Origin of the sequence: Halobacteriovorax sp. CON-3, assembly GCF_043196995.1 — a bacterium.
Classification (GTDB): domain Bacteria; phylum Bdellovibrionota; class Bacteriovoracia; order Bacteriovoracales; family Bacteriovoracaceae; genus Halobacteriovorax_A.
Window position 1 is genome coordinate 1,248,307 of the sequence record NZ_JBEBNA010000001.1, and the last position, 19,973, is coordinate 1,268,279.

At 37.0% G+C, this 19,973-nt stretch carries 17 protein-coding genes; 4 read left to right on the forward strand and 13 right to left on the reverse strand.

What is annotated here, in order from left to right; all coding sequences use genetic code 11:
- Nucleotides 1-36: 36 nt before the first annotated feature.
- Genes ABMA72_RS05860 through ABMA72_RS05875 form a run of 4 tightly spaced genes read right to left on the reverse strand, consistent with a single transcriptional unit; the run spans nt 37 to nt 3,393 of the window.
- Entirely contained in the window at nt 37-1,263 is a 1,227-nt protein-coding gene (locus ABMA72_RS05860) for a pyridoxal phosphate-dependent aminotransferase (protein WP_392856994.1), read from the reverse strand.
- Nucleotides 1,263-1,742: a pantetheine-phosphate adenylyltransferase gene (gene coaD / locus ABMA72_RS05865; RefSeq protein ID WP_103216480.1), complete on the reverse strand. Its 480-nt coding sequence runs from the start codon at nt 1,740-1,742 to the stop codon at nt 1,263-1,265. Before coaD ends, ABMA72_RS05860 begins: the two co-directional genes overlap by 1 nt.
- A 51-nt stretch (nt 1,743-1,793) precedes the next feature.
- Nucleotides 1,794-2,375, reverse strand: coding sequence for an RsmD family RNA methyltransferase (locus tag ABMA72_RS05870; RefSeq protein ID WP_393056478.1), 582 nt, complete (start codon nt 2,373-2,375; stop codon nt 1,794-1,796).
- Nucleotides 2,376-2,403: 28 nt separating this feature from the next.
- Nucleotides 2,404-3,393, reverse strand: a complete 990-nt coding sequence (locus tag ABMA72_RS05875; protein ID WP_393056480.1) for a hypothetical protein — start codon at nt 3,391-3,393, stop codon at nt 2,404-2,406.
- 221 nt (nt 3,394-3,614) lie between these two features.
- Here ABMA72_RS05875 and ABMA72_RS05880 point away from each other — a divergent pair, with 221 nt between their 5' ends.
- Both ABMA72_RS05880 and ABMA72_RS05885 read left to right on the forward strand, forming a co-directional pair.
- Nucleotides 3,615-6,443, forward strand: a complete 2,829-nt coding sequence (locus ABMA72_RS05880; protein ID WP_392857002.1) for a hypothetical protein — start codon at nt 3,615-3,617, stop codon at nt 6,441-6,443.
- A 15-nt stretch (nt 6,444-6,458) separates the two neighbouring features.
- Nucleotides 6,459-8,087 (forward strand): ChaN family lipoprotein, encoded by a 1,629-nt coding sequence (locus ABMA72_RS05885; protein ID WP_392857003.1) that lies wholly within the window; start codon nt 6,459-6,461, stop codon nt 8,085-8,087.
- On the opposite strand, the gene ABMA72_RS05890 is transcribed toward ABMA72_RS05885, so the two are convergent.
- Nucleotides 8,088-9,539, reverse strand: coding sequence for a hypothetical protein (locus ABMA72_RS05890; protein ID WP_393056482.1), 1,452 nt, complete (start codon nt 9,537-9,539; stop codon nt 8,088-8,090).
- A gap of 179 nt (nt 9,540-9,718) precedes the next feature.
- On the opposite strand from ABMA72_RS05890, the gene ABMA72_RS05895 reads away from it, so the two are divergent.
- Entirely contained in the window at nt 9,719-10,516 is a 798-nt protein-coding gene (locus tag ABMA72_RS05895; protein WP_392857007.1) for a hypothetical protein, read from the forward strand.
- Here the strand turns inward: ABMA72_RS05895 and ABMA72_RS05900 are convergent.
- Both ABMA72_RS05900 and ABMA72_RS05905 read right to left on the reverse strand, forming a co-directional pair.
- Complete coding sequence (locus ABMA72_RS05900) at nt 10,496-10,894, reverse strand: hypothetical protein (protein ID WP_393056484.1); 399 nt, start codon at nt 10,892-10,894, stop codon at nt 10,496-10,498. The two genes, ABMA72_RS05895 and ABMA72_RS05900, sit on opposite strands and share 21 nt — an antisense overlap.
- Complete coding sequence (locus tag ABMA72_RS05905; protein WP_393056486.1) at nt 10,875-11,297, reverse strand: hypothetical protein; 423 nt, start codon at nt 11,295-11,297, stop codon at nt 10,875-10,877. The genes ABMA72_RS05900 and ABMA72_RS05905 overlap by 20 nt, the downstream gene beginning before the upstream one ends.
- Before the next feature lie 121 nt (nt 11,298-11,418).
- On the opposite strand from ABMA72_RS05905, the gene ABMA72_RS05910 reads away from it, so the two are divergent.
- Nucleotides 11,419-12,240 (forward strand): hypothetical protein, encoded by an 822-nt coding sequence (locus tag ABMA72_RS05910; RefSeq protein WP_393056488.1) that lies wholly within the window; start codon nt 11,419-11,421, stop codon nt 12,238-12,240.
- Here ABMA72_RS05910 and ABMA72_RS05915 read toward each other — a convergent pair whose 3' ends face one another.
- The 6 genes from ABMA72_RS05915 to clpA form a co-directional block, all read right to left on the reverse strand.
- The gene (locus ABMA72_RS05915) at nt 12,241-13,191 is read right to left on the reverse strand and encodes a hypothetical protein (protein ID WP_393056490.1); all 951 of its coding nucleotides are present in this window, start codon (nt 13,189-13,191) and stop codon (nt 12,241-12,243) included. It lies immediately after the preceding gene.
- A 16-nt stretch (nt 13,192-13,207) separates the two neighbouring features.
- A complete protein-coding gene (locus ABMA72_RS05920; RefSeq protein ID WP_392857016.1) occupies nt 13,208-14,251 on the reverse strand; it encodes an aminopeptidase in 1,044 nt (347 codons plus the stop codon).
- Nucleotides 14,239-14,865 (reverse strand): hypothetical protein, encoded by a 627-nt coding sequence (locus tag ABMA72_RS05925; RefSeq protein ID WP_392857018.1) that lies wholly within the window; start codon nt 14,863-14,865, stop codon nt 14,239-14,241. Before ABMA72_RS05925 ends, ABMA72_RS05920 begins: the two co-directional genes overlap by 13 nt.
- A 94-nt stretch (nt 14,866-14,959) precedes the next feature.
- A complete protein-coding gene (gene miaB / locus ABMA72_RS05930; protein WP_393056492.1) occupies nt 14,960-16,435 on the reverse strand; it encodes a tRNA (N6-isopentenyl adenosine(37)-C2)-methylthiotransferase MiaB in 1,476 nt (491 codons plus the stop codon).
- A 293-nt stretch (nt 16,436-16,728) separates the two neighbouring features.
- Nucleotides 16,729-17,310 (reverse strand): hypothetical protein, encoded by a 582-nt coding sequence (locus ABMA72_RS05935; protein WP_392858021.1) that lies wholly within the window; start codon nt 17,308-17,310, stop codon nt 16,729-16,731.
- Nucleotides 17,311-17,626: 316 nt separating this feature from the next.
- Nucleotides 17,627-19,960, reverse strand: a complete 2,334-nt coding sequence (clpA, locus tag ABMA72_RS05940; protein WP_393056494.1) for an ATP-dependent Clp protease ATP-binding subunit ClpA — start codon at nt 19,958-19,960, stop codon at nt 17,627-17,629.
- Between the last annotated feature and the right edge of the window lie 13 nt (nt 19,961-19,973).

Genomic DNA, 19,973 nt, shown 5'->3' on the forward strand with positions numbered 1-19,973 from the left:
AATTAATAGTGGGAATGAGATACCAATCTTTGTGTTCTATTCCTGAGTTAAAAACTCAGCTACACTCACAATAGCGTCTCTAAAGTCCTCTTTTGGAAGAACAAGAGAGATTCTTGCACAATTTGGAAGGCCAAAGTCACCACTAGGAACCATTGCCACACCTTTTTGCTCAAGAACTTGTTCACAAATCTCAACTGAATAATCAGCTTGGTCAGTGTCAGACTTTTTGAACTTATTAATGATTGGTGCACTTGAGAAGTCGAAGAGAAAGTAGAACGCCGATGTTACCTGATACCAGCATTTTTCTAATTTATATTCTCTAAGAACCTCTCTTAAAATCAGAGCGTTTTCACGTAAGTGTTTTTTTACAGGAATCAAATACTCATCGACATGACTCATATTATAACGAAGAAGTGCGCGTTGAATTAATGAACATGACCCGGAAGCTGTATGCCCTTGAATCTTTTTAACCGCATCAATAACATCTTCATGAGCAATACAGTAACCAAGTCTTAAACCTGTTGCTGCTAAGCTTTTCGAAATTCCATCAACAATGATCGTACGTGATAAAAGCTCGCGATCATATTGATAGAAGTATGTTGGCTTTGGATCGTAATAATTTAATTCGTAGTAAATTTCATCTGAGATAATAAAAGTATTTTCAAAAGGCTTCACAATCTCAGCAAATTGTTTCATCCACTTTTCATTATAGAAAATTCCAGAAGGATTATTAGGGCTATTTAAAACAATGGCCTTAGTCTTATCACTAATTAATTCTTTTAACTCTTCAAGGTCAGGTTCAAAGGCATTAAAGACAGATGCCTTAACTTCCTTTAGAACTCCCCCATTAAGAGAAATCATTTGTGGATAAGAAATCCAATATGGTGCAAAGACAATTACTTCATCACCTGGATCAACGATACTTGCAAAGATATTAGCAAGTACGTGCTTTCCACCATTACCAACGACTGCTTTAAAGCTATGATCAAACTCATCAAAACTAATTCCACGAGAAGTTTCTACGTAATCAATGATCTTTTCTAGTAGCTCGCTATCACCTGCGACTGGGCTATACTGAAAGCTTTTAAGGAAGTCTAACTCTCCCCTAATTGACTCCACTAGCTCTCTTGGCGGACGATAAGGAAGCTGACCTGCTGTTAGGTTGTAAACTTTCTTCCCCTCTTGTGCCATCGCAACGGCCTTGGCATTAAGTTTCAAAGTAATACTTTCATTAATTTCTTGAGAACGTTTAGAAACATTCATTAGATCTTCCCTTTTTTAGCAATCCAGTTATAAATTGTGTCTGGAACGAATTCCTTGATAACTTTTCCGTGTTTGTGAATCTCTTTTACTAGTGAGCTTGAAACATAGTAATTGTCTCTTTCTGTAATAAAGAAAACAGTTTCGATTTCTGGGTATAGTCTCTTATTCATCGAGGCCATTTGAAACTCGGCCTCAAAGTCACCAGTTGGTCTCAAGCCTCTAATGATCGAGCCAATATCATTTGCCTTGGCATAATCGACAATTAGACCTTCCCACTTATCTGCTTTAATACGAGGCTCGTCTTTAAATGTTTCATTCAACATTTCAACACGTTCCTCAGCAGTGAAAAGAGGTTTCTTATTGCGATTGTGGGCAACAAGAATAATGACTTCATCAAAGACAGTTAATGACCTCATTAAGATATCTTTGTGACCATTTGTGAAAGGATCAAACGTTCCTGGATAAATTGCTCTTTTCATTGAGTACCTAATTCCTCTTATAAATTTAAATCAATTTTATACGACACCGGATTACAATGCAATTCTTGCAATATAACTCGTGCCTTGCTTGTAGACTTTTGAGAATGTAAGAGAATGTTTTTTTAAATCAGCTTCAAGAATTCCCTTTTGGCGATCAGACTCGATCCAAACCTCTCCAGAAAATGAAGATTCTTTAAGTAATTTGAGACATTCTAAGTAGACATCTTTTAATTCGTATGGCGGATCGATAAAAATATAACTTTCATCGAATTCAACTGAAGCTGACTCTAAATAAGACAAACTTGTTTTTAAGTATGCTTGTGCCTTTTGCTTAATTATCGACAACTCAACGGTATCTACTTTCTTTGAAATTTGTGCCTTATTCTTTTTTAAGACATTGAGAACTTTTGGATGGTCATCAACTAAGACGACTTTCTTTGCACCTCTTGATAAGGCCTCAAACCCCATTGCTCCACTACCCGCAAAAAGATCCACAAAGAGACAATTTGTTAAGTCTTGATGAGCATCAAAGAATTTACGACGAAGCATTACACTCGTTGGACGAGTAATCGATTCAGGGGGAACAAAAAGGGCATGCCCTCTAGCATGCCCACCAAGTATATTTATGGCCATTTAAAACCTTTTAATTTTTATAACAATGTTAAGCGACTTTCTTCGCTTCATCGGCCGACGGAAGTGGAATATTAAAATTCGCTCCACCTTCGATACAAGCCTTAAAGCCTTCTTCAGTGATTGAAACGTCTACACCATTCATTGTTAGTGTAAAGCGGCCATCAACCACACTTAATGTTGCTTGTGATCCAGCGATCGTCAAGTTTACATTAAAATTCATATTACCAGCTGCACTAAAAGCAACTTCCCCACTGTCAGCACTTGTTGGTGCAACATGAGTAAAAGTTGGCGCAGGAGTTTCTTTAGGCGCTTGATTTATCACAAGTACGTTTTCATTGTCTTCATCTTTTATCATTGTTGTTTCTGGAGTTTCCTCCATCTCAAGAGTCGTCTCAGGCGATGCTGCGTCAATTTCTTCAAGATCCTTCATAATGGCATCCATTTCCTCTTCATCAAAGCCTTCCGAGAAAGCTTCTTCAAGAGTTGGAGTTGAATCCCCAGCAACAACTTCTTCGATATCTTCTTGAGCAACGATTTGCGCTGGCCCTTCATCTTCAACAACAGGCCCTTCTTCGATCTCAGCAACAGGCTCAGCCTCTGCAACCATCTCATCTAAAGGATTAACCTCTGCAACCATCTCATCTAAAGGATTAACCTCTGCAACCATCTCGTCTAACGGATTTGCCTCGGCCACCATCTCATCTAAAGGATTTGCTTCAGCTACCATAGCATCAAGAGGGTTTACTTCTGCAGCAATTTCTTCAACTGGTGCAGCTTCTTCGACAGCTTCCATCACAGGTGTTTCTGCTACCGGTGCTTCTTCTTCAGTTTCAGCAACTGGCGCTTGGCCAAGCTCTCCCGATAATTCCTTATCGAGGCTTGCGAATTCTGCCATGATGTCATCTAATTCATTTTCAGAAAATCCAGTTTCTACACTTTTTGCTGCCGCATCTTGTGGTTTATTTCCAACCATATAAACTCCGTCTATTGATCCAATATCACTTGTGCTTTTCGACACAGATGACAGAAACTTTAAGAAATAAACAACTTATAAAAATCAAGCACTTAGACAGCCTAAGTCGAGAATTTCTATTTTTAAGCATGACAATATGAATGCCCATCGTTATATTTTACTACCAATTTAAAGACGCAACACACGACTTTCCTTACATAGTTTAGATTGTTAACCATCTTAAAGTTTTGAGGATTGTCTGATTATTATATGGAACAACAGGCGAAGTGAAAGATTCATCGTTTTCAGCTAAGAACTGGCTGATTAACAATATTCCTGAACCTAGTGCCGAGGCAGAAAGCCTTGAGGTACAAGCGCGTGCAGCATCTGCAGGCGGACCTACTCCTGTTCCATCAATCCAAAGCGGAGAATTCCTTGTTAGTGATCACATCATTCCTAAATGGCGTGGTGAAAGTTTATTAACTAAGGGAAGTATGAAGTTCAAAAAGATCGTATTTGAACTTTTTACTGAAGCAAAGACACAGGTTAAGTCTTTCAAGAACCGCAACCGCAGTCTTAAGCAATCACTTTTTCAAGAATTTATTGAATATACGACTCACAACGGGATTCACCCTGAGGGAGTTAGCGACTTTAATCAATTTTGGGCACAACTTGATGACAAGAACGGCCCAAGTTACGAGTGCATCCAGGACTTTTTAAAAGTTTACTGCCTTCGTTCTATCAGCGTCTATATCTTAAAGGTTCGCTTTCTAACTCAGTTGAGTTCTTTCTATTCAAAGACTCTTACTAAGAATGAGATTTTAAATCCAAACTCAACACTAAGTAAGATCTTTAAAGTATCAAGCTCTCGTGAATTATCGAGCCGTGCTCTTGGAACTAATGAATACAGCTGGTTTAGGCCAAATGAGAATTTTGGTGACAGTATTCTAGAGCTTAGCTCTATCCTAAAAGACCTTAACCCAATTGAGTTCTTTAAAGTTTTAAATCATGAAATTCCAAACGAGCTATCAGTTGTTCTATTTCACAATGAAACTGATAAGTACTCTCATGCTTTCAGTAATCGTAACTCTGGTTTAATGATTAATAATCTCTTAATTAATTTTCCAAAGTGGATTGAAAATCATGGTGGATACTTCAACTTTAATGCACAACCACAGTGTTTAAGTACTCTGTTTACAGGAAACTTCCTTAATTCTCTGACAATCTCTCACTGGATTGCTCAGGAGAATAACTCGACGGAAGCCTGGCAAGAAATTATCTGTCCAGAGTTTAGAGGCGATAACTATGTTAACGGGCAATACTTAAAGATATTCCAAGAAATTCAGTTCATGACTTTCTTAGTTTACCTTGCTCCAAGACAGAATAAAGATCCAATTTCTTTAATCGTTTCGCTTTTTAAACAGAAGTCGAATAAGTCGAGAATCACAGCAAGTGGACAATTTGCGCTACTAGATGCAACAGAGGTTCAACAAAGTATCTACGATAGAATACTTGTTAACTTAGTTAATATCCCTAAGAAGAACCCACACCACTACCTCATTACAAATATTATGCAAAATGGGGAGCATCTTTCTAATAGTGGTTATATGTACGTCTTCTCTAACCAGAAGCTCTTCGTTCCTTCTCATGCAGCAAAGAACGAAGCACTATTTAAGCAGTACAAGCTACTAATGCGTTTTAACCTAGAAGGTCTTAAAGGCAAGGGTGAAATCCCTCGCTACTTCTATATCTTCTCAAAGCGCGTTGTTGAAAATAAATTAGATATCTTTGGTAATCCGGATGTAAACTCGACTCTTCTTAAAGAGTCATGCCTATCTGTGAATATGAATGGTGACCTAACTCACTTCTCTAAATTTGATTTCTTCGTTGAAGAAATTGATAAATTATTTGCAAATAAGAAGGCCATTGACGCTCCACTTTTCTCAAATGAGACAAAGTGTGGACTATCATTTGAATTCCACCAGGATGCTATCCTAAACGGAAAGCTTCTAAGTAATAATAGCGAAAGTGATAAGATCACTCACCCACAATACTTTAAGAACCTAACAAAGAGCTGTATTCCTTTTGATCAGTTTTTCAGTGTAGAGTCCCTTTCAAATTATCGTGAAGATGAGAATTATGATCTCTTAGGTTTCAACTTAAACCCACAAGAGCGCTACCCATATCTTCTAATCGTAGATTTTACGAATGAGAATGATATTAAACTTGAGCTAACGACAATTGATTCACTGAAGGCGAAGATTGAGGAGTATGGTAATGCTTACTTCCAGTACTTTGGACTTCTTCCTAAGATCTCGAACCTAAATATCAATCTATTTAGAGAGTTCTTTAAGACAACAATTGGTAAACAAATTACTCAACTTACTTTTAATGGTGGACTGAAGAAAACTAAGGCAAAACTAAATGCCATGTTGATTCCAAAATTCCTAGAGAAGACGGAATTCTTACCAAATCACCATATTGAGTCACTTCAAGATATCACTCTTTCAAAAGAAGATATTCTAAAGACAGACTTCTCAGTATATACTCAGAGGCTTGCATCTAAGGTCGATACAATCAACCTACTTGCTAAGCGCTGGCCATGGCACACAAGCTGTATCCTTTCTCACCTGAAAATCCTTATTGGTAATTACCGTGACCAGGTAAATAGTGGAAAGGTTCAGATGAAGTACGATTACTCTTCGAGTGCCCTTATTGGAAAGATTGTCGCTCTACCTAAGACACCAATCTATCCAAATAACCAGGATATTTATCTTGAGACTCTAATTAGTGAAAGAAGTGATATTCACCTTCCACTAACAAGTGCAATTTTTGAAAAGTCTGAACACACAACAAAGCTTAGACTAATCTCTAATGATACTGAAGTTCTGAACCTACACGGTGAACTTCAACTTCTGCAATTTATCCAGTTTATTCTTTCAAGTGCTGTTGGAACTCCAATTTCAACAATTATTCAATCACTTGAAGTACCTGCTGCGATAGAATTAAACTCGCTTCTTGCTGAGCAAGATCAAGTTGCTCAAAACGTAAATGAGACTTTTGCTCTTATTAATAACACCCTAAACAATATCATTATTGGTCAAATAAATAATTAGTGATATCATAGACTTATGCAATTGAAAGTCGATGAGACTCACAGGAGTATCTACCGCTATTTTAAAAATAAGGCCAACTCTCTTGAAGGAGAGCCCACCCCTCTACTAAAGAAATACCGACAAGATCAACAGCGCTATGCTCGCCGCGAGTTTCAAAAATCAAGCGTGAGTCAATTATATGATTCAATTGATACCTCAGATATCATCTATCTTGGAGACTTTCACACTTTTGATCAAAGCACGAGAAACCTCGAGCGCATCATTCGCATCCTAGCAAAGAGTGATTATCAATTTGCCATTGGTGTGGAGTTCATTCATATCAATCATCAATTCTATATTGATTCTTACCTAAAAGGGGCCATCACCGAGCTTGAGTTCCTAGAGTCTATTAACTACAAAAACTCTTGGCGCTTTCCTTGGACCTTCTACAAGATTTTCTTTGACCTTGCTAAGGAACACAATATTTCAATTCTTGCTCTTAACACTAAAGGCAATCTTGAAACCAGAGATAAGAAGGCCGCAAAGAAAATTGCAACTTATCACAAGGAAAACCCTGAACATAAGCTGCTCATTCTCTTTGGAGAGCTTCACATCGTTCCCAATAAGCTGCCGCAAAAGGTTTTTGACCTGGCCAATAAAAATGTCGTTCAAACGATAATTCATCAAAACACAGATGAAGTTTATTGGAAGCTTGTTGAAACTAATAAGCTTAGATCAGACCAAATTGTTAAGTATAATATGCGAGAATTCGTTCTTGTAAACTCGCCTCCGTGGCTTAAGTATGAATCCCAAATTTATTGGTATGAGCACTTGGCCGATGATCCAGAATTTGATATTCACGAGTATATTATTGAAACTGGAACACTTAAGTTCTCAGATAATATCTTTGATAACTTTGCTTACTTTTGCCACGAGATCAATAACACCCTTAATCTTGATATTCCAATTGGCGAGATTGAAGACTTTAGAATCTTTGATCAACAAAGCATAAAGCGAGTTAAGAACACAATTGGTAAGCTTAAGTCAAAGAAGGCCATTGGTTTTTATAATAAGCTACTTGAACATGGTAAGACGTTTAAGCTTCCATGTAAGAAGGCCTACTACTGCTCAAGTTATTCCATAAATCGAATCTCTTACTTAGCAGGAATTCATATTCACCAATCAAAGCTAAAAATTCCAGAAAAGGAAATTGTGGGCTTCTTTAACAAAAGAGATCGAACAAATTTATTCGTCTACCTTGTCCATAATTATATTAGTGCGTATTTTTGCTCAAAACTCTTTAACCCGTATCGAAAGTGCAATATGTATAAAGACTTTCAATACATGGCCCGCCACAATAAACAAGTAAAGAAGACTGACAAGATGGTCTTTAAGGCATGTTTAAAACTTTGTAATAAAAGGGTCAATGTGAATGAAGAGCTTAAGGGACTTAACCTCTACCAGCTTCACAAGGCCTCCCGAAAAGTATCCCACATGCTGGCCGACATTATCTTCGACTATTATTTTGCGGCCAATAGAATTGAGTATAAAGATGTATACAGGCTTGTAGCATCAGATGATTACTCAAATGAAAACTATCAAAGCCTGTTAAATGAAATTGGAAATTTAGTAGAAATTAAAAAACTAAAAAAACGCGAATTCTAATTACATTAGTCTTTGCATAATCTCGCGCTTAGTACCCTTTTCAATACGAGTAACTTTCTTAGAAGTATCATCCTTGGCTTCTTCAGTCACCTTTTCAACACTTTCTACTTCAACTGCAGGAGCGGCAACAACAACATCTTTTGTCTTAAAGATTAACTTGTACTTACGCCCAACTGGTTGTAGATCGTCATTATAAAGATTTGCAAGCTCTAGACGTCCTGAAATATCTTTAAGAAGTTCTCTTACAATTTGTACCGAAGTTTCAAGCTCAGTTGAGTTTTTACTCTCTCCATATGATGAGATACTTAGATAGTAAATTGCTCCAAGAGTCTTACCTTGAACTTCAATTGTTCTCTTATCTTCATCAGCATTGATTGAGTTCTTAGCTGCATCTAAAAGAATATTATATTGAATCTGCTCAATTGTTTCTCTCTCACCAATGATTTCTTTTTCATTAGTATCAATTTTAAATTCGATTCCCTGCTCTTTGTACTGATCTTGTACTTTACAAGCGATGAAACGATTTACCGATGAGATTTCACAACTTTGCACCATTGGTACATTTGTCTCATTCTCACCACTTTCATTTGATTCACTCATTGACCAAATTTGATCTGCAACTTGCTTTGCATCTTGATCATCGTCAGAAAGAACCATCCCAAAAGTTTTATTTTCGTTAGAAGAGATCGTTGCCTTTCTCTTCTCTCTTTTGAAGTTTTGTTTTTGTGCAGAATAAAGCTTCGAGCAATGCTTCATCTCATTAAGTTCGAGTGCATTGATAATAACACTTTCAATCTCGTCAAAATTATCTTCTTGATTAAGCATAAGTAAACTTAAAGCTTCGTCTTCAAGTTCCTTTCTTCTTTGCATAACAATTTTCTTAAATATTAATTCCCATGCAAAAGTAAATAGGAAAACTCCTGCTACAAGAGCAAGTGAGATTTTAATATTTGAAAGTGAATTAGAAATTGTTTCAAAGTGATTCTCAATAAGAATTGAGCCCGCATCAGCTGCATCTTCAAATTGAGAGAATTTTTCATCAACATTACTAGAGAAGTTCTTATCAGTAACAGAGAACCCCTTCCCTGTACTTCTTAAGCTCTCATGAAACCAGTGTACGTTTGAGCTAACTGTATTAAATTTTTTAACGATAGCTGATGAGAATTTTCCATACTCAGTCATTAGGTCTGAAACTTGTGCGAAACACTCTCCAGTTTGCGCCGTAAAGTTGCTATCAAGATATGTTGAATTCATATCCCCTGCTACTGCGGCCGTGTAGGTCTGCTGAACTCTCGTGCTACAAATTTGAATTCCATTTTGAATTGTTGAAACCAGTTTATAACTATTTGATACACCACTTAGCATATAAGCAATGACTAAAATTGAGACAGAAGATAGACCTAATATTCCTAATCTCACCTTTGAAAATTTGTATTGAACTGGTTTACTCATCCATAAGTCCTTAAAATTACGTAATTCATTTACTATTGCGCCACCTAGCACACTTTAATTCTACCTATTCATTGCGCTAGAATAAAGAGTAGACAAATTTTACCAGTTTAAAGGAGATTCCTTTGTCCCTAACCAAGTAAAATGGTACAATTTTTATAGGATAATCCGGCCGGAGAAAAATGATCAACTATATAACAATCCTATTTTCCCTCGTTTTGCATGCTTTAGTACTAAGTCTAGTATTCGATGCTGGCGAGTCTAAAAAGCTGGCCCAAGAAGAAGCAATAAAACTAAAATTTAAACAAGTTGAAGTTAGAAAGATTGGGCTTGATAAGGCCCAGGATAATCAAAACCTATTTGGTCAACTGGCCTATGGTAAACCAACATATAGTGAAAAAGAAATTAAGCGCGTTGATCAAGAAGTTAAAAGTCGCTCTTCTGCCCTATCAAAGAAAGAAGAACAAAGAATTATCAAAGTGGCCAAGAAGGAGTCGGTACAAAAGAATCAGATTCTTCAAAAGAGAATTTCCAAGGAAAGCTTTAAGGACGCAAATTGGACTAACGAGTTATCTCATGTTCAAGAGGCCACTGTTAGCTTCCTTCCTCCTAAGGGGATTAGCCCCGATAAGCTAAATGAATTTGAAAAAGTATTCTATGCTTTCTATAAGCGAGTGGCCGTTCAATATATCAACTCCGTTCAAATCTCAGTGAGAAACCGAGTAACAGAAAGGCCATATGTGCAAGAAAGTTTGCGTTCTGCTTCAGCTCAAGAGTTAAAGGCCGTTGTTCGCTACGACGAAGAAGGGAATGCGGAAATTGTTAAGATTCTAAAATCGTCTGAAGATGATGATATTCATAAGATCTTTGAAACAGCTCTCGGCAAGATGAATAAGATCCCTAATATTGTCAAAGACCTAAAAGACGAAGATGGTAAGTACTATGCGATCTTCACTCTCTCAGTAAATACACGCCGCTAAGAATAGCGCGGCCACAATGATCAATTGTAATTTTCGTGGAATTCCAAAAGTAATAAAGACAAAGAAATCCTTTAAGGCCAGGTTGTACTGACGCTTTCTTATAATAGGACTCCCCTTTATCTGATCTTCTTCTTGCTCTGGGATTAACTCATCAAGCTCACGTAAAAGAATCTCTTCGACTTCGGTGTTGGCCTGATACGAATTAAAGTCATTTATGAGCTGCTGCTTTTTAAGCTCATATTCCAGTAGTTTTTGGCGACAGTCTAGGCATTGAGAAATATGTTGTTCATTTTTAACAAAGTCACGACTTTCTAAATAGGTCATCTGCTTTGAAAAAAAACATTTATTCAGATTACTATTAATTAATTGTTCTTCCATCGAAGCTCTCATTTAGATTAATGCTCTTATGCGGTAGTTGATCAATATATGATAGGACTTGCTGCTGTGAAATCTTTAAACTCTCTGAGATATGATCAACTGACTCCCCTTTAAATTCAAAAAGGTAAATACATGCCCTTTGCTCAACAGTATTTAAGCTACCACTTCTATTACTTAGGATTTGTTCACTTCTTTGCTTGGCCAGCGATACTAATTTTAATAAGAATTGGCGCTCAAAGTATTCATTATCAATCTTATAGAGAGTCTGACTATCTTGGGCAACGAAGCCTGTTGCCACATCAATAATAAGTTGCATTGCCTGCAACTGATCTTGAATCAAGTAATTGGCAACTTGATAAAATTCATCCACTAATTTTCGAATAAGTTCTTTTTTAACTATCACAAGATAATTCTAGCAAGCTTTGGAAAAAATGCTACTGAGATTTTAAACACTTAAGTGAAGATTAAAGTATATTCAATAGATTACCGATAAAATAGTGAGGAAATGTAAGAACGAGGATTACATGAGAAAATTTTTATTATTGGGAACTTTAGTACTCATGACATTAACGAGTTGTACTCAGCCGACTAATTCTAGAGCGAATTATAATAGCTCTAATGGGAATGGTTGGGACAACAACGGTAACACAGGAACAGGCAATGGTAGCTGGGACTGGGGTGACGGAAGTGGTGACAGCGGTGATGATAGCGATAATGAGCAAACTGATCCAGGTGATGGCTACGGTGATGGTAACGAAGAGGGTGATGCCGATGGTGGCCAAACTCAAAACTTCTATACTGTCGGAAGCATTATCCTACACGGAAATTCACGTGCTTCTTCAGGCTCCAATGTAAGATGGTCCTCAACATCTCTAGGAACAGGTCAGGCAATGCTCTATACTGACTCTCGTTTTAATATTCGCGTTCGTCCAAGAACAGCTCCTTCTCAAGGAACTTATGACGATAACGGCGTTAAATGTCATTACAATCCACAACAGTATAAGAAACTACAAATTAAGCTTTGTATTCGAGCGGAAGGACAAGCTTGTAACTTAACAAGAACTGTAACTTTTGGTGATATTGCAAACGGAGAAGTTTCAAAAGTTAAGGAATTTTCTGGCTCAACACTACCGTCAACATATGGGCCAATGATCGTTGATATTCTTGATGTTCAATGGGATTGGTCATGCCAATACTACCTTAATCAAGGCTATAGCCAAAGTGATGCCGTGACAAATGGCTACTGTCCTATGGCCACAGTTTGGCCTAACGACTGTGTTGCCTTTGACATTCAGTTTTCAACTGACTCGACAAAGGACTTCCCTGCTTCGGCCCCAAGAATGTAATTACTTAAATAATTCGAGTGCGAGGTTTCTTTTCATAGCAGAAGAAACCTCCACCATGAGTCCTGGACACGTCACATTTACTTCAGAAATTCTTCCACCCAAAATATCAAAAGCAATTAAATCAACCCCATCCGCCATTAGCTTTTCGCAGATATGCTGACATTCTGCTTTTACCTGAGCATCTAATTCTACTGCCGAATACTTTGCACCTTGAGCAATATTGGCAAGGAACTCTCCTTCTTTAGGAACCTTAAGAATTGTTCCCAACTCCTTGGCGCGGTAGAAGATCGTACGAATTTCACCTTCAACAACTGAGTTATCAAATTCCTGTACAACAACAGGTCCTTTAAACTCATCGCATTTGGCCTTAAAATGCCCTTCAAATTCGTTCAAGCTCACTTTTTGAACACCAATGCCCTGATAAAGATCTAAAGGCTTTAAAATCAATTCTTGAACGCCACGGGCCTCAAGGATAGAAATAAATTTCTTTGCACCGGATAAAGAAGTTCCAACATAACTGTCGAGACTTAACTCTCTTGTGTACGCCGCAAGCTTTTCATTGTGCTTCATAATCCCCAGTGGATTATTTAAAACTTGAACACCATACATATCAGTAAGGAAGTTAAGCATCCAAAGATAGCGCTGGTAGCGCGAGTCATATGGCGGGTCGATTCGCATGTGAATCGCCGTATTTGAATCAATCGAAACAACTTCTGGAGAATCCTCTACTTTGAAGTCCTCAACATAGAAGCTTTCATTAATCTTTCCACTAATTCGGTAACAGTCAAACTGAATACCGTTAGCATTTTGAACAAAGAAGTCCTTTTCAAAAAGAACGTAAACATCCTCACCTCTTTCTTGCATTGTTAAGGCAATTAAGATTGTCGAATCTTTCTTTGTGACAAGTTTTTCAATTGGATCGATAAAGAATAAGTGTTTCTTGTTTTTCATAACAAGAAAGATATCACTAATTTAGCGATTTGGAATTAAAAAGATAGTCCTCAAAACTCCCTTCGATATCTTCGTTGAGGTACTTTTCATAACGCTGTTCTATATTGGCAAAAAGAGCTTTAAGATCACCTCGAAATTGCTTTGCGTACTCAGAGATATGCGATTGGCTTTTCTCGTAAGTCATAAACGCAGCTAAAGATGCCGTGTTCCACTCCATTTTTGAAGGCCAACAATTTGTCACCTCAAGTTTAGAACAAAGATTGGCAAGCTCCTCGGGCATTGTCTTAGAGAGATACTCTTTCTTGGCACTCACCCAATCATCTTGCTTAAGAATATCCTTAAGCTTTTGAGCATGATTTGTGACGGCCTTTTTAAGCTTAGAATTTAGCTCTAGATTTTTGAAGTAGCCATCCAACTCTTTATCATCCTTGTAATATTCGATGAGCATTTGTTCGCCAAAGTAGTTGGCAAGATTTTCATTGAGGTCAACCTCACTCTTTGCAAAGAAGATAGTGTGAAATAGTTCATGAAAGACAGTTTCAGTTAAACTGTATTTTCCGTATTCAAAGAAAGAAGAAAGAATGGGATCATCAAAATTTCCCAGCGTCGAGTAAGCGAGAACATCTCTTGTATAGGTCTCATACCCTTCTCTTTCAAGCTCCTTAGCAAATTCTGTTGCAGACTCTTCTTTAAAAAAACCAAGGTAAGGAAAACAGCCATAGAATGTGAAACACTCTTTACGGGCCTTAATTTCATTTGGTCTTGAAGCAATAACGAGATAAGTAACGGCACGAGACTTCAAGAGAGTCGTCTTTGAATAAATATCTGTCGATGGCCTTTGCCAATAATTATAGAAGTAAGTCTTATAAGTTTCGATTTGTTTAATTTTCGTCTTATACTCTTCACTGACTTTTGGGTCCTCTAAAACTTCATGATTCTTTCTAGCACTCCAAAGAATATCCACTTGGCCAATACCTTGTTCTGTTAGATAGCTAATCTTGGCACATGATAGACAACTTAATAAAAGAGAGAATTGAAAGATTCTTTTTAGAATAACCATGAGATCCCAGCGCTGTAACTTAGCTGATCCCTCGCCTCTTCAAATTTGAATGCGCGAAAGACCGTTCTTACTGAGCCCTTAATTGAGAAAGTTCTCGTTAGCATCATTTTCAGTGCAAAGGCACCAAACATGGCATCGTAACTCGACTTCTCTTTTCCGGACTTAATGAGATATTCGGTTGAAGTATCCAAGTCCTTAACTAAAGTTGTTGAATAAAGAGTATATTGTTGTCTACTCCATCCCAATGAGATGAGCGGTTGAAGAAATGATTTACGGCCAGAAAGCGCCTGTCTAATACCAATCCCAAAGCTTTGGGTTTTAATATTAGTATATTCATTTTCAATTACTAGGCCTGTCGAAAGATCAGAGTTGTCATACTTTCCAATAATTTCATTTTCAGATTGAGAAATATTAAACTCGATACCTGTTTTGGAAAGAAAGTAGAATGTAACTGATCCAGCATATGTTCTCTTTGTTTCATACGACTGGCGATCAAGCCCAAAGATATTCTTATTGTAATTAAAATCCAGATCCAGTTCTGTAAGGGCCATTGAATTCAACGATAAAAAGCCTAAGAACATAATTTTACAAAGTAAGGGTAAGCGTAATTTCATAATATCCTCAAAATATACTCAAGGATATTTTACAACTTACGAACTCATCAATGCCTATTTAGGCAAAGAACTCCATTTTACTTTGTCATTACAACTACTTATTTAAGCGGCGTCCATGACCTTGAAGTAGTTCACCCTGACAAGAAAGAGCAGTTGTCGAAATACACTTAACGTCAACCCAATGCCATTTAAGATTAAGATCTTCGTTTTCTGCTGGTCCCTTAAAGTGAATAAGGCGATTACAATTTGTTCTCCCCTTCCACTTCGTTTCACCTTTCATTGTGTTCGAACCTTCGACTAGCACGCGGTATTCATTGCCAACCATCTTAGCGCGAATCTTTTCTTGGATTGCAAGTTGAAAGGCCTGTACTTCATGAAGACGTGACTTTCTAATTTCCTGAGTTAGGAAATCTTCCATTTTTGCGGCACGAGTTTTACTTCTTTGTGAGTAAACATAAGAATAAATGAAATCAAATTGAGCTTTTTCAAGTAGATCAAGTGTTTCTTTGTGTTCTTCGTCAGTCTCATTAACGAAACCACAGATAATATCAGTTGAAAGAACAATATCAGGTCTGGCAGCACGAAGTTTTTCTAGGAGTCCTAAATAGTGTTCTTTCGTATACTCACGATTCATTCTTTGAAGAACTGTATTTGATCCAGATTGAACTGGTAGGTGTAAGTGTTTTGATAATTTTTTCGCTGCTCCGTGAGCTGCAATTAGGTCATCCGACACATCATACGGATGTGAAGTTGTATATCTTAAAATTTCTAGGCCGTTAATTTGGTCAAGATCCATGATTAGATCACTTAATCTCTCTCCATTTTCTTTTCCAAATGAGTTTACGTTTTGGCCAAGTAGCATAACTTCTTGAACACCTTGGTATTCAACTAGTCTTCTTACGTCCTCAACAATCTCGGCCTGTTTTCTTGAACGTTCACGGCCACGAGTGTAAGGAACGATACAGTAAGTACAATATTTATCACAACCTTTGATAATATTAACGAATGCTTGAGGTGTTCCGTGATTGATTTTAGTTTCAATCGAAAAATTACTTGAGCGGTCCCAAGTATTAACAGAGAATTTATCATCCCCTGCATATGTGCGGTAAACCATATCGTTTATTGTATCAATTGTATCTGGTCCGAAGGCAAAGTTTAGATGCTTGAATTTTTTAACAAGATCCTTTCCTTCTGTTTGGGCCACACATCCGCCGACACCGATGACAAGATCATCACCTTTTTCTTGCTTTAAGTGCTTTAACTCACCTAATTGTGAATAAAATTTATTATTGGCAAGTTCCCTAACAGCACATGTATTGAAAAGAACAAGACTGGCCTCTTCCAAATCTTCAGTATGAGAGAAATTCAAATTCTTTAGGTGTGAAAGAATTCGTTCAGTATCATGATAATTCATCTGACAACCGTAAGTTTTCATCCAAACTTTTCTTGGTGGAAATGTCACATCACCTAGTTGAACGATGCGATCACCAGACTTTTCATCAATAAATGATGAAGCTACGTGATTTTGCTTACTTACACCTAGACCTGTTGGAGAAATATCTGTTGTCATGAACTTTTCCTTCTAACGCCTTTCTTTTCATTTCCCCTGACCAACCTACGGGCAGAATTAAGAGATGAAAATCTTATAAGTAACTGAAATGACAAGAAAACCAAGGAGATAACTACAGTTCAAAGCACTGTAACGTGTTGAAATCATTGAATTATTCTTATCGTATCAGCTATAAAATCTGGCGATAATATGGTCTTTTTTTAGATGTTTTTGGGTGGAATGTAAATAGATTTGAAAATAAGAAGGCCCGCTAATAGCGGGCCGACTCATTATTGAATTAAGAATTGTGCTTCTTATTTCTTTTTAGCAACTTTTTTCGTAGCTTTTTTAGCTGTTTTCTTAGCTGCTACTTTTTTTGTAGCTTTTTTTGCTACTTTCTTAGTTGCTTTCTTTGCAGTTGCTTTCTTAGCTACTTTTTTAGTAGCTTTCTTTGCAACTTTTTTCTTAGTAGCTTTCTTAGCTACTTTTTTTGTAGCTTTTTTAGCAACTTTTTTCTTTGTTGCTTTCTTTGCTACTTTCTTAGTTGCTTTTTTTGCTACTTTTTTCTTTGTAGCTTTCTTTGCAACTTTTTTCTTTGTTGCTTTCTTTGCTACTTTTTTCTTAGTTGCCTTCTTTGCAACTTTCTTAGTTGCTTTCTTTGCTACTTTTTTCTTTGTAGCTTTCTTTGCAACTTTCTTAGTAGCTTTTTTAGCTACTTTTTTCTTTGTAGCTTTTTTTGCAGTTTTCTTTGCTGCTTTCTTAGCTACTTTTTTTGTAGCTTTTTTAGCTACTTTTTTCTTAGTTGTCTTTTTAGTAGTTTTCTTAACTGCCATTGACATCCTCCTGGTTTTTTCAATACTTATGTTTATGGTAAACATAATTTTATTTGTGTGCAAATAAAAAATTACTTTTTGATAAGCATAAGCATCTTTTTTATTTCCCTATGTTCCTTTTTAACTTCGGATTAATTTTGAAATTACTTTACATTATTTTTAAAGAAAACCTCGAAACGAGCCGACAGCAAGGCTTCTCCATAAAACATAAAACTTTCTAATCTTCCTGATAGACGTTAGTTTCGGACTTACTCTTATAAAAAAATTAAGCGAATTTTTTTTTCATTTTTTTTCAAAAGAATAAGCAAAAACTGCCCTTTCAGGGCAGTTTCAGCATTTAAAAAATGTAAGTTTGATTGTAATTTGTCTTAGAAAAATTTTAAAAATTCAATTTTAGATCATCGTTTTCAACGACAACTTCTATTTTTCCACCGTGAGTTAAACTTCCAAATAGAACTTCAGTAGAAATTGGCTTCTTAAGCTTCTGATCGATGATTCGAGCGATTGGTCTTGCTCCCATTTTTTCATCAAATCCATTTTCGGCAAGCCAAATTTTAGCTTCTTCACTTAAAACGATCTCAATATTTTTAGCAGCTAACTTAATTTCAAGTTGTGAAACGAATTTTTCAACAATTTTAACAATGTACTCAGTAGAAAGTTTCTCAAAGTGTACAATTCCATCTAAACGGTTACGGAATTCAGGGCTAAAAAAGTTCTTAATGGTCTGATCTCTCTTACCAGTATTCTTTGAAGATGACTTTGCAAGGCCAATAGATCCACTATCCATTTCCTTAGCTCCAGCGTTCGTCGTCATGATTATCACTGTGTTTGTGAAGTCTGTTGTTCTTCCTTGAGAGTCTGTTAGAGACCCATGATCCATCACCTGGAGAAGAATATTATAGATATCCACATGTGCTTTCTCGATTTCATCAAGAAGTAGAACAGAATGTGGGTTTTTCTTAACAGCATCTGTTAATAAACCACCTTGGTCATGGCCAACATAACCAGGAGGCGAACCAATTAGCTTACTGACTGAATGTTTTTCCATGTATTCAGACATATCAAAGCGCTCAAGGTGACAACCTAGTTGGATGGAAAGTTGTTTAGCTAATTCTGTCTTCCCTACTCCCGTTGGGCCTGCAAATAGGAAGCTTGCAATAGGTTTTCCTTCATCGCCAAGGCCAGATTTTGACATATAAATGGCCTGAGACACTTCATCTACAGCGTGGTCTTGTCCAAAAATGAGCATTTTAAGATTTTTATTTAGATCCTTAAGCTTATCTTTTTCAGTCGTCTCAACTGTAATCTTTGGAATATTGGCCATTTTGGCCACAACATCTTCAATATCTTTCTTTGTAATCGAAGATTTCTTCTTACTTTCAGGTCGAATTTGATTTAAAGCACCTGCTTCATCAATGGCATCAATTGATTTGTCTGGATTTTTACGATCCATTAGGTAGCGAGATGTTAGAGCAACGGCTTCCTTGATGACATTGTCAGAGATCTTAACACCATGGTAAGACTCAAACTTAGGTCGAAGTCCTTTTAAGATGGCAATTGTGTCTTCATTTGAAGGTTCATCCACATCAATTTTTTGGAATCGACGGTTAAATGCCGGATCTTTTTCAATAAACTTTCTATGTTCAGCATATGTTGTTGAACCAATGATACGAACAACTCCACGGCTTAGTGCAGGCTTTAATAAGTTAGAGGCATCCATACTTCCACCAGAAGTTGCCCCCGCTCCCATTACGGTATGCATTTCATCGATAAATAGAATGGCCTTCTTACCATCTTTATCGAGCTTTTCCAGATCTTTAATGACTCCCTTAACTCTTTGCTCGAAGTCACCTCTAAACTTTGCTCCTGCAACGAGAGCGGCCATATCTAAATTGAAAATCGTCGTACCTTTTAAAATGTCAGGTACTTTTTCTTCAACAATACGCTGTGCTAGTCCTTCGACGATCGCAGTCTTTCCAACTCCGGCTTCTCCAACAAGGAGAGGGTTATTCTTACGACGACGACAAAGAATTTGAACAATACGTAGCGCCTCTTCTTCTCGGCCAACAAGAGGATCAATACGATTCTCCCTGGCCAGTTCATTTAAGTTCACAGTGAACTTAGCTAAGAATGAATCTCCCTTCTTTGAACGAGATTGAGGTTCTTCACCTTCCACATATTCAATGCGAGGAACTTCCTCTTCATCATCGGGGCCAAGTCCATGAGAGATGGCCTTAACAATATCGAATCTTTCGATCCCCTGCTTTTGCAGAGAATAAAGAGCAAAGCTTTCTTTCTCTTGAAATAGAGAAACGAGTAGGTTGATCCCTAGAATCTGACTTTTTCCACTTGATTGCACATGAATTGCGGCCCTTTGAATGACTCTTTGTAGAGACATCGAAATTTCAGGCTGGTAAACAATTCCATTTTCTCGTGCCAACTCCCTTAACTCATCGTTAACGAATTGTTGTTTAGAAAGAGATTCGATTTGGTCATCTGATAGAATGCTAAAGTTAGATTCATCGTGGATAAACTCGTTAAGCTCACTTTCAATTTCTTCAAGATCACCACCACAATATTCAATTATCTCTCTTACATTTTCATCTGCAAGTAGAGACAAAAGGACATTTTCAAGAGTCAAATATTCATGCTTCAAAGTATTTGCTCTTTGAATTGACTCATTAATGATGGTTTCTAATTTTTTTGACATCATTTTATAATTCTCC

Bases quoted from the DNA above. Each gene is read 5' to 3' on its own strand.
- ABMA72_RS05870 (WP_393056478.1), bottom strand. From the start codon at position 2,375: ATGGCCATAAATATACTTGGTGGGCATGCTAGAGGGCATGCCCTTTTT.
- ABMA72_RS05925 (WP_392857018.1), bottom strand. From the start codon at position 14,865: ATGAAATTACGCTTACCCTTACTTTGTAAAATTATGTTCTTAGGCTTT.
- coaD (WP_103216480.1), bottom strand. From the start codon at position 1,742: ATGAAAAGAGCAATTTATCCAGGAACGTTTGATCCTTTCACAAATGGT.
- ABMA72_RS05890 (WP_393056482.1), bottom strand. From the start codon at position 9,539: ATGAGTAAACCAGTTCAATACAAATTTTCAAAGGTGAGATTAGGAATA.
- ABMA72_RS05900 (WP_393056484.1), bottom strand. From the start codon at position 10,894: ATGGAAGAACAATTAATTAATAGTAATCTGAATAAATGTTTTTTTTCA.
- ABMA72_RS05860 (WP_392856994.1), bottom strand. From the start codon at position 1,263: ATGAATGTTTCTAAACGTTCTCAAGAAATTAATGAAAGTATTACTTTG.
- miaB (WP_393056492.1), bottom strand. From the start codon at position 16,435: ATGACAACAGATATTTCTCCAACAGGTCTAGGTGTAAGTAAGCAAAAT.
- ABMA72_RS05910 (WP_393056488.1), top strand. From the start codon at position 11,419: ATGAGAAAATTTTTATTATTGGGAACTTTAGTACTCATGACATTAACG.
- ABMA72_RS05915 (WP_393056490.1), bottom strand. From the start codon at position 13,191: ATGAAAAACAAGAAACACTTATTCTTTATCGATCCAATTGAAAAACTT.
- ABMA72_RS05885 (WP_392857003.1), top strand. From the start codon at position 6,459: ATGCAATTGAAAGTCGATGAGACTCACAGGAGTATCTACCGCTATTTT.
- ABMA72_RS05895 (WP_392857007.1), top strand. From the start codon at position 9,719: ATGATCAACTATATAACAATCCTATTTTCCCTCGTTTTGCATGCTTTA.
- clpA (WP_393056494.1), bottom strand. From the start codon at position 19,960: ATGATGTCAAAAAAATTAGAAACCATCATTAATGAGTCAATTCAAAGA.
- ABMA72_RS05920 (WP_392857016.1), bottom strand. From the start codon at position 14,251: ATGGTTATTCTAAAAAGAATCTTTCAATTCTCTCTTTTATTAAGTTGT.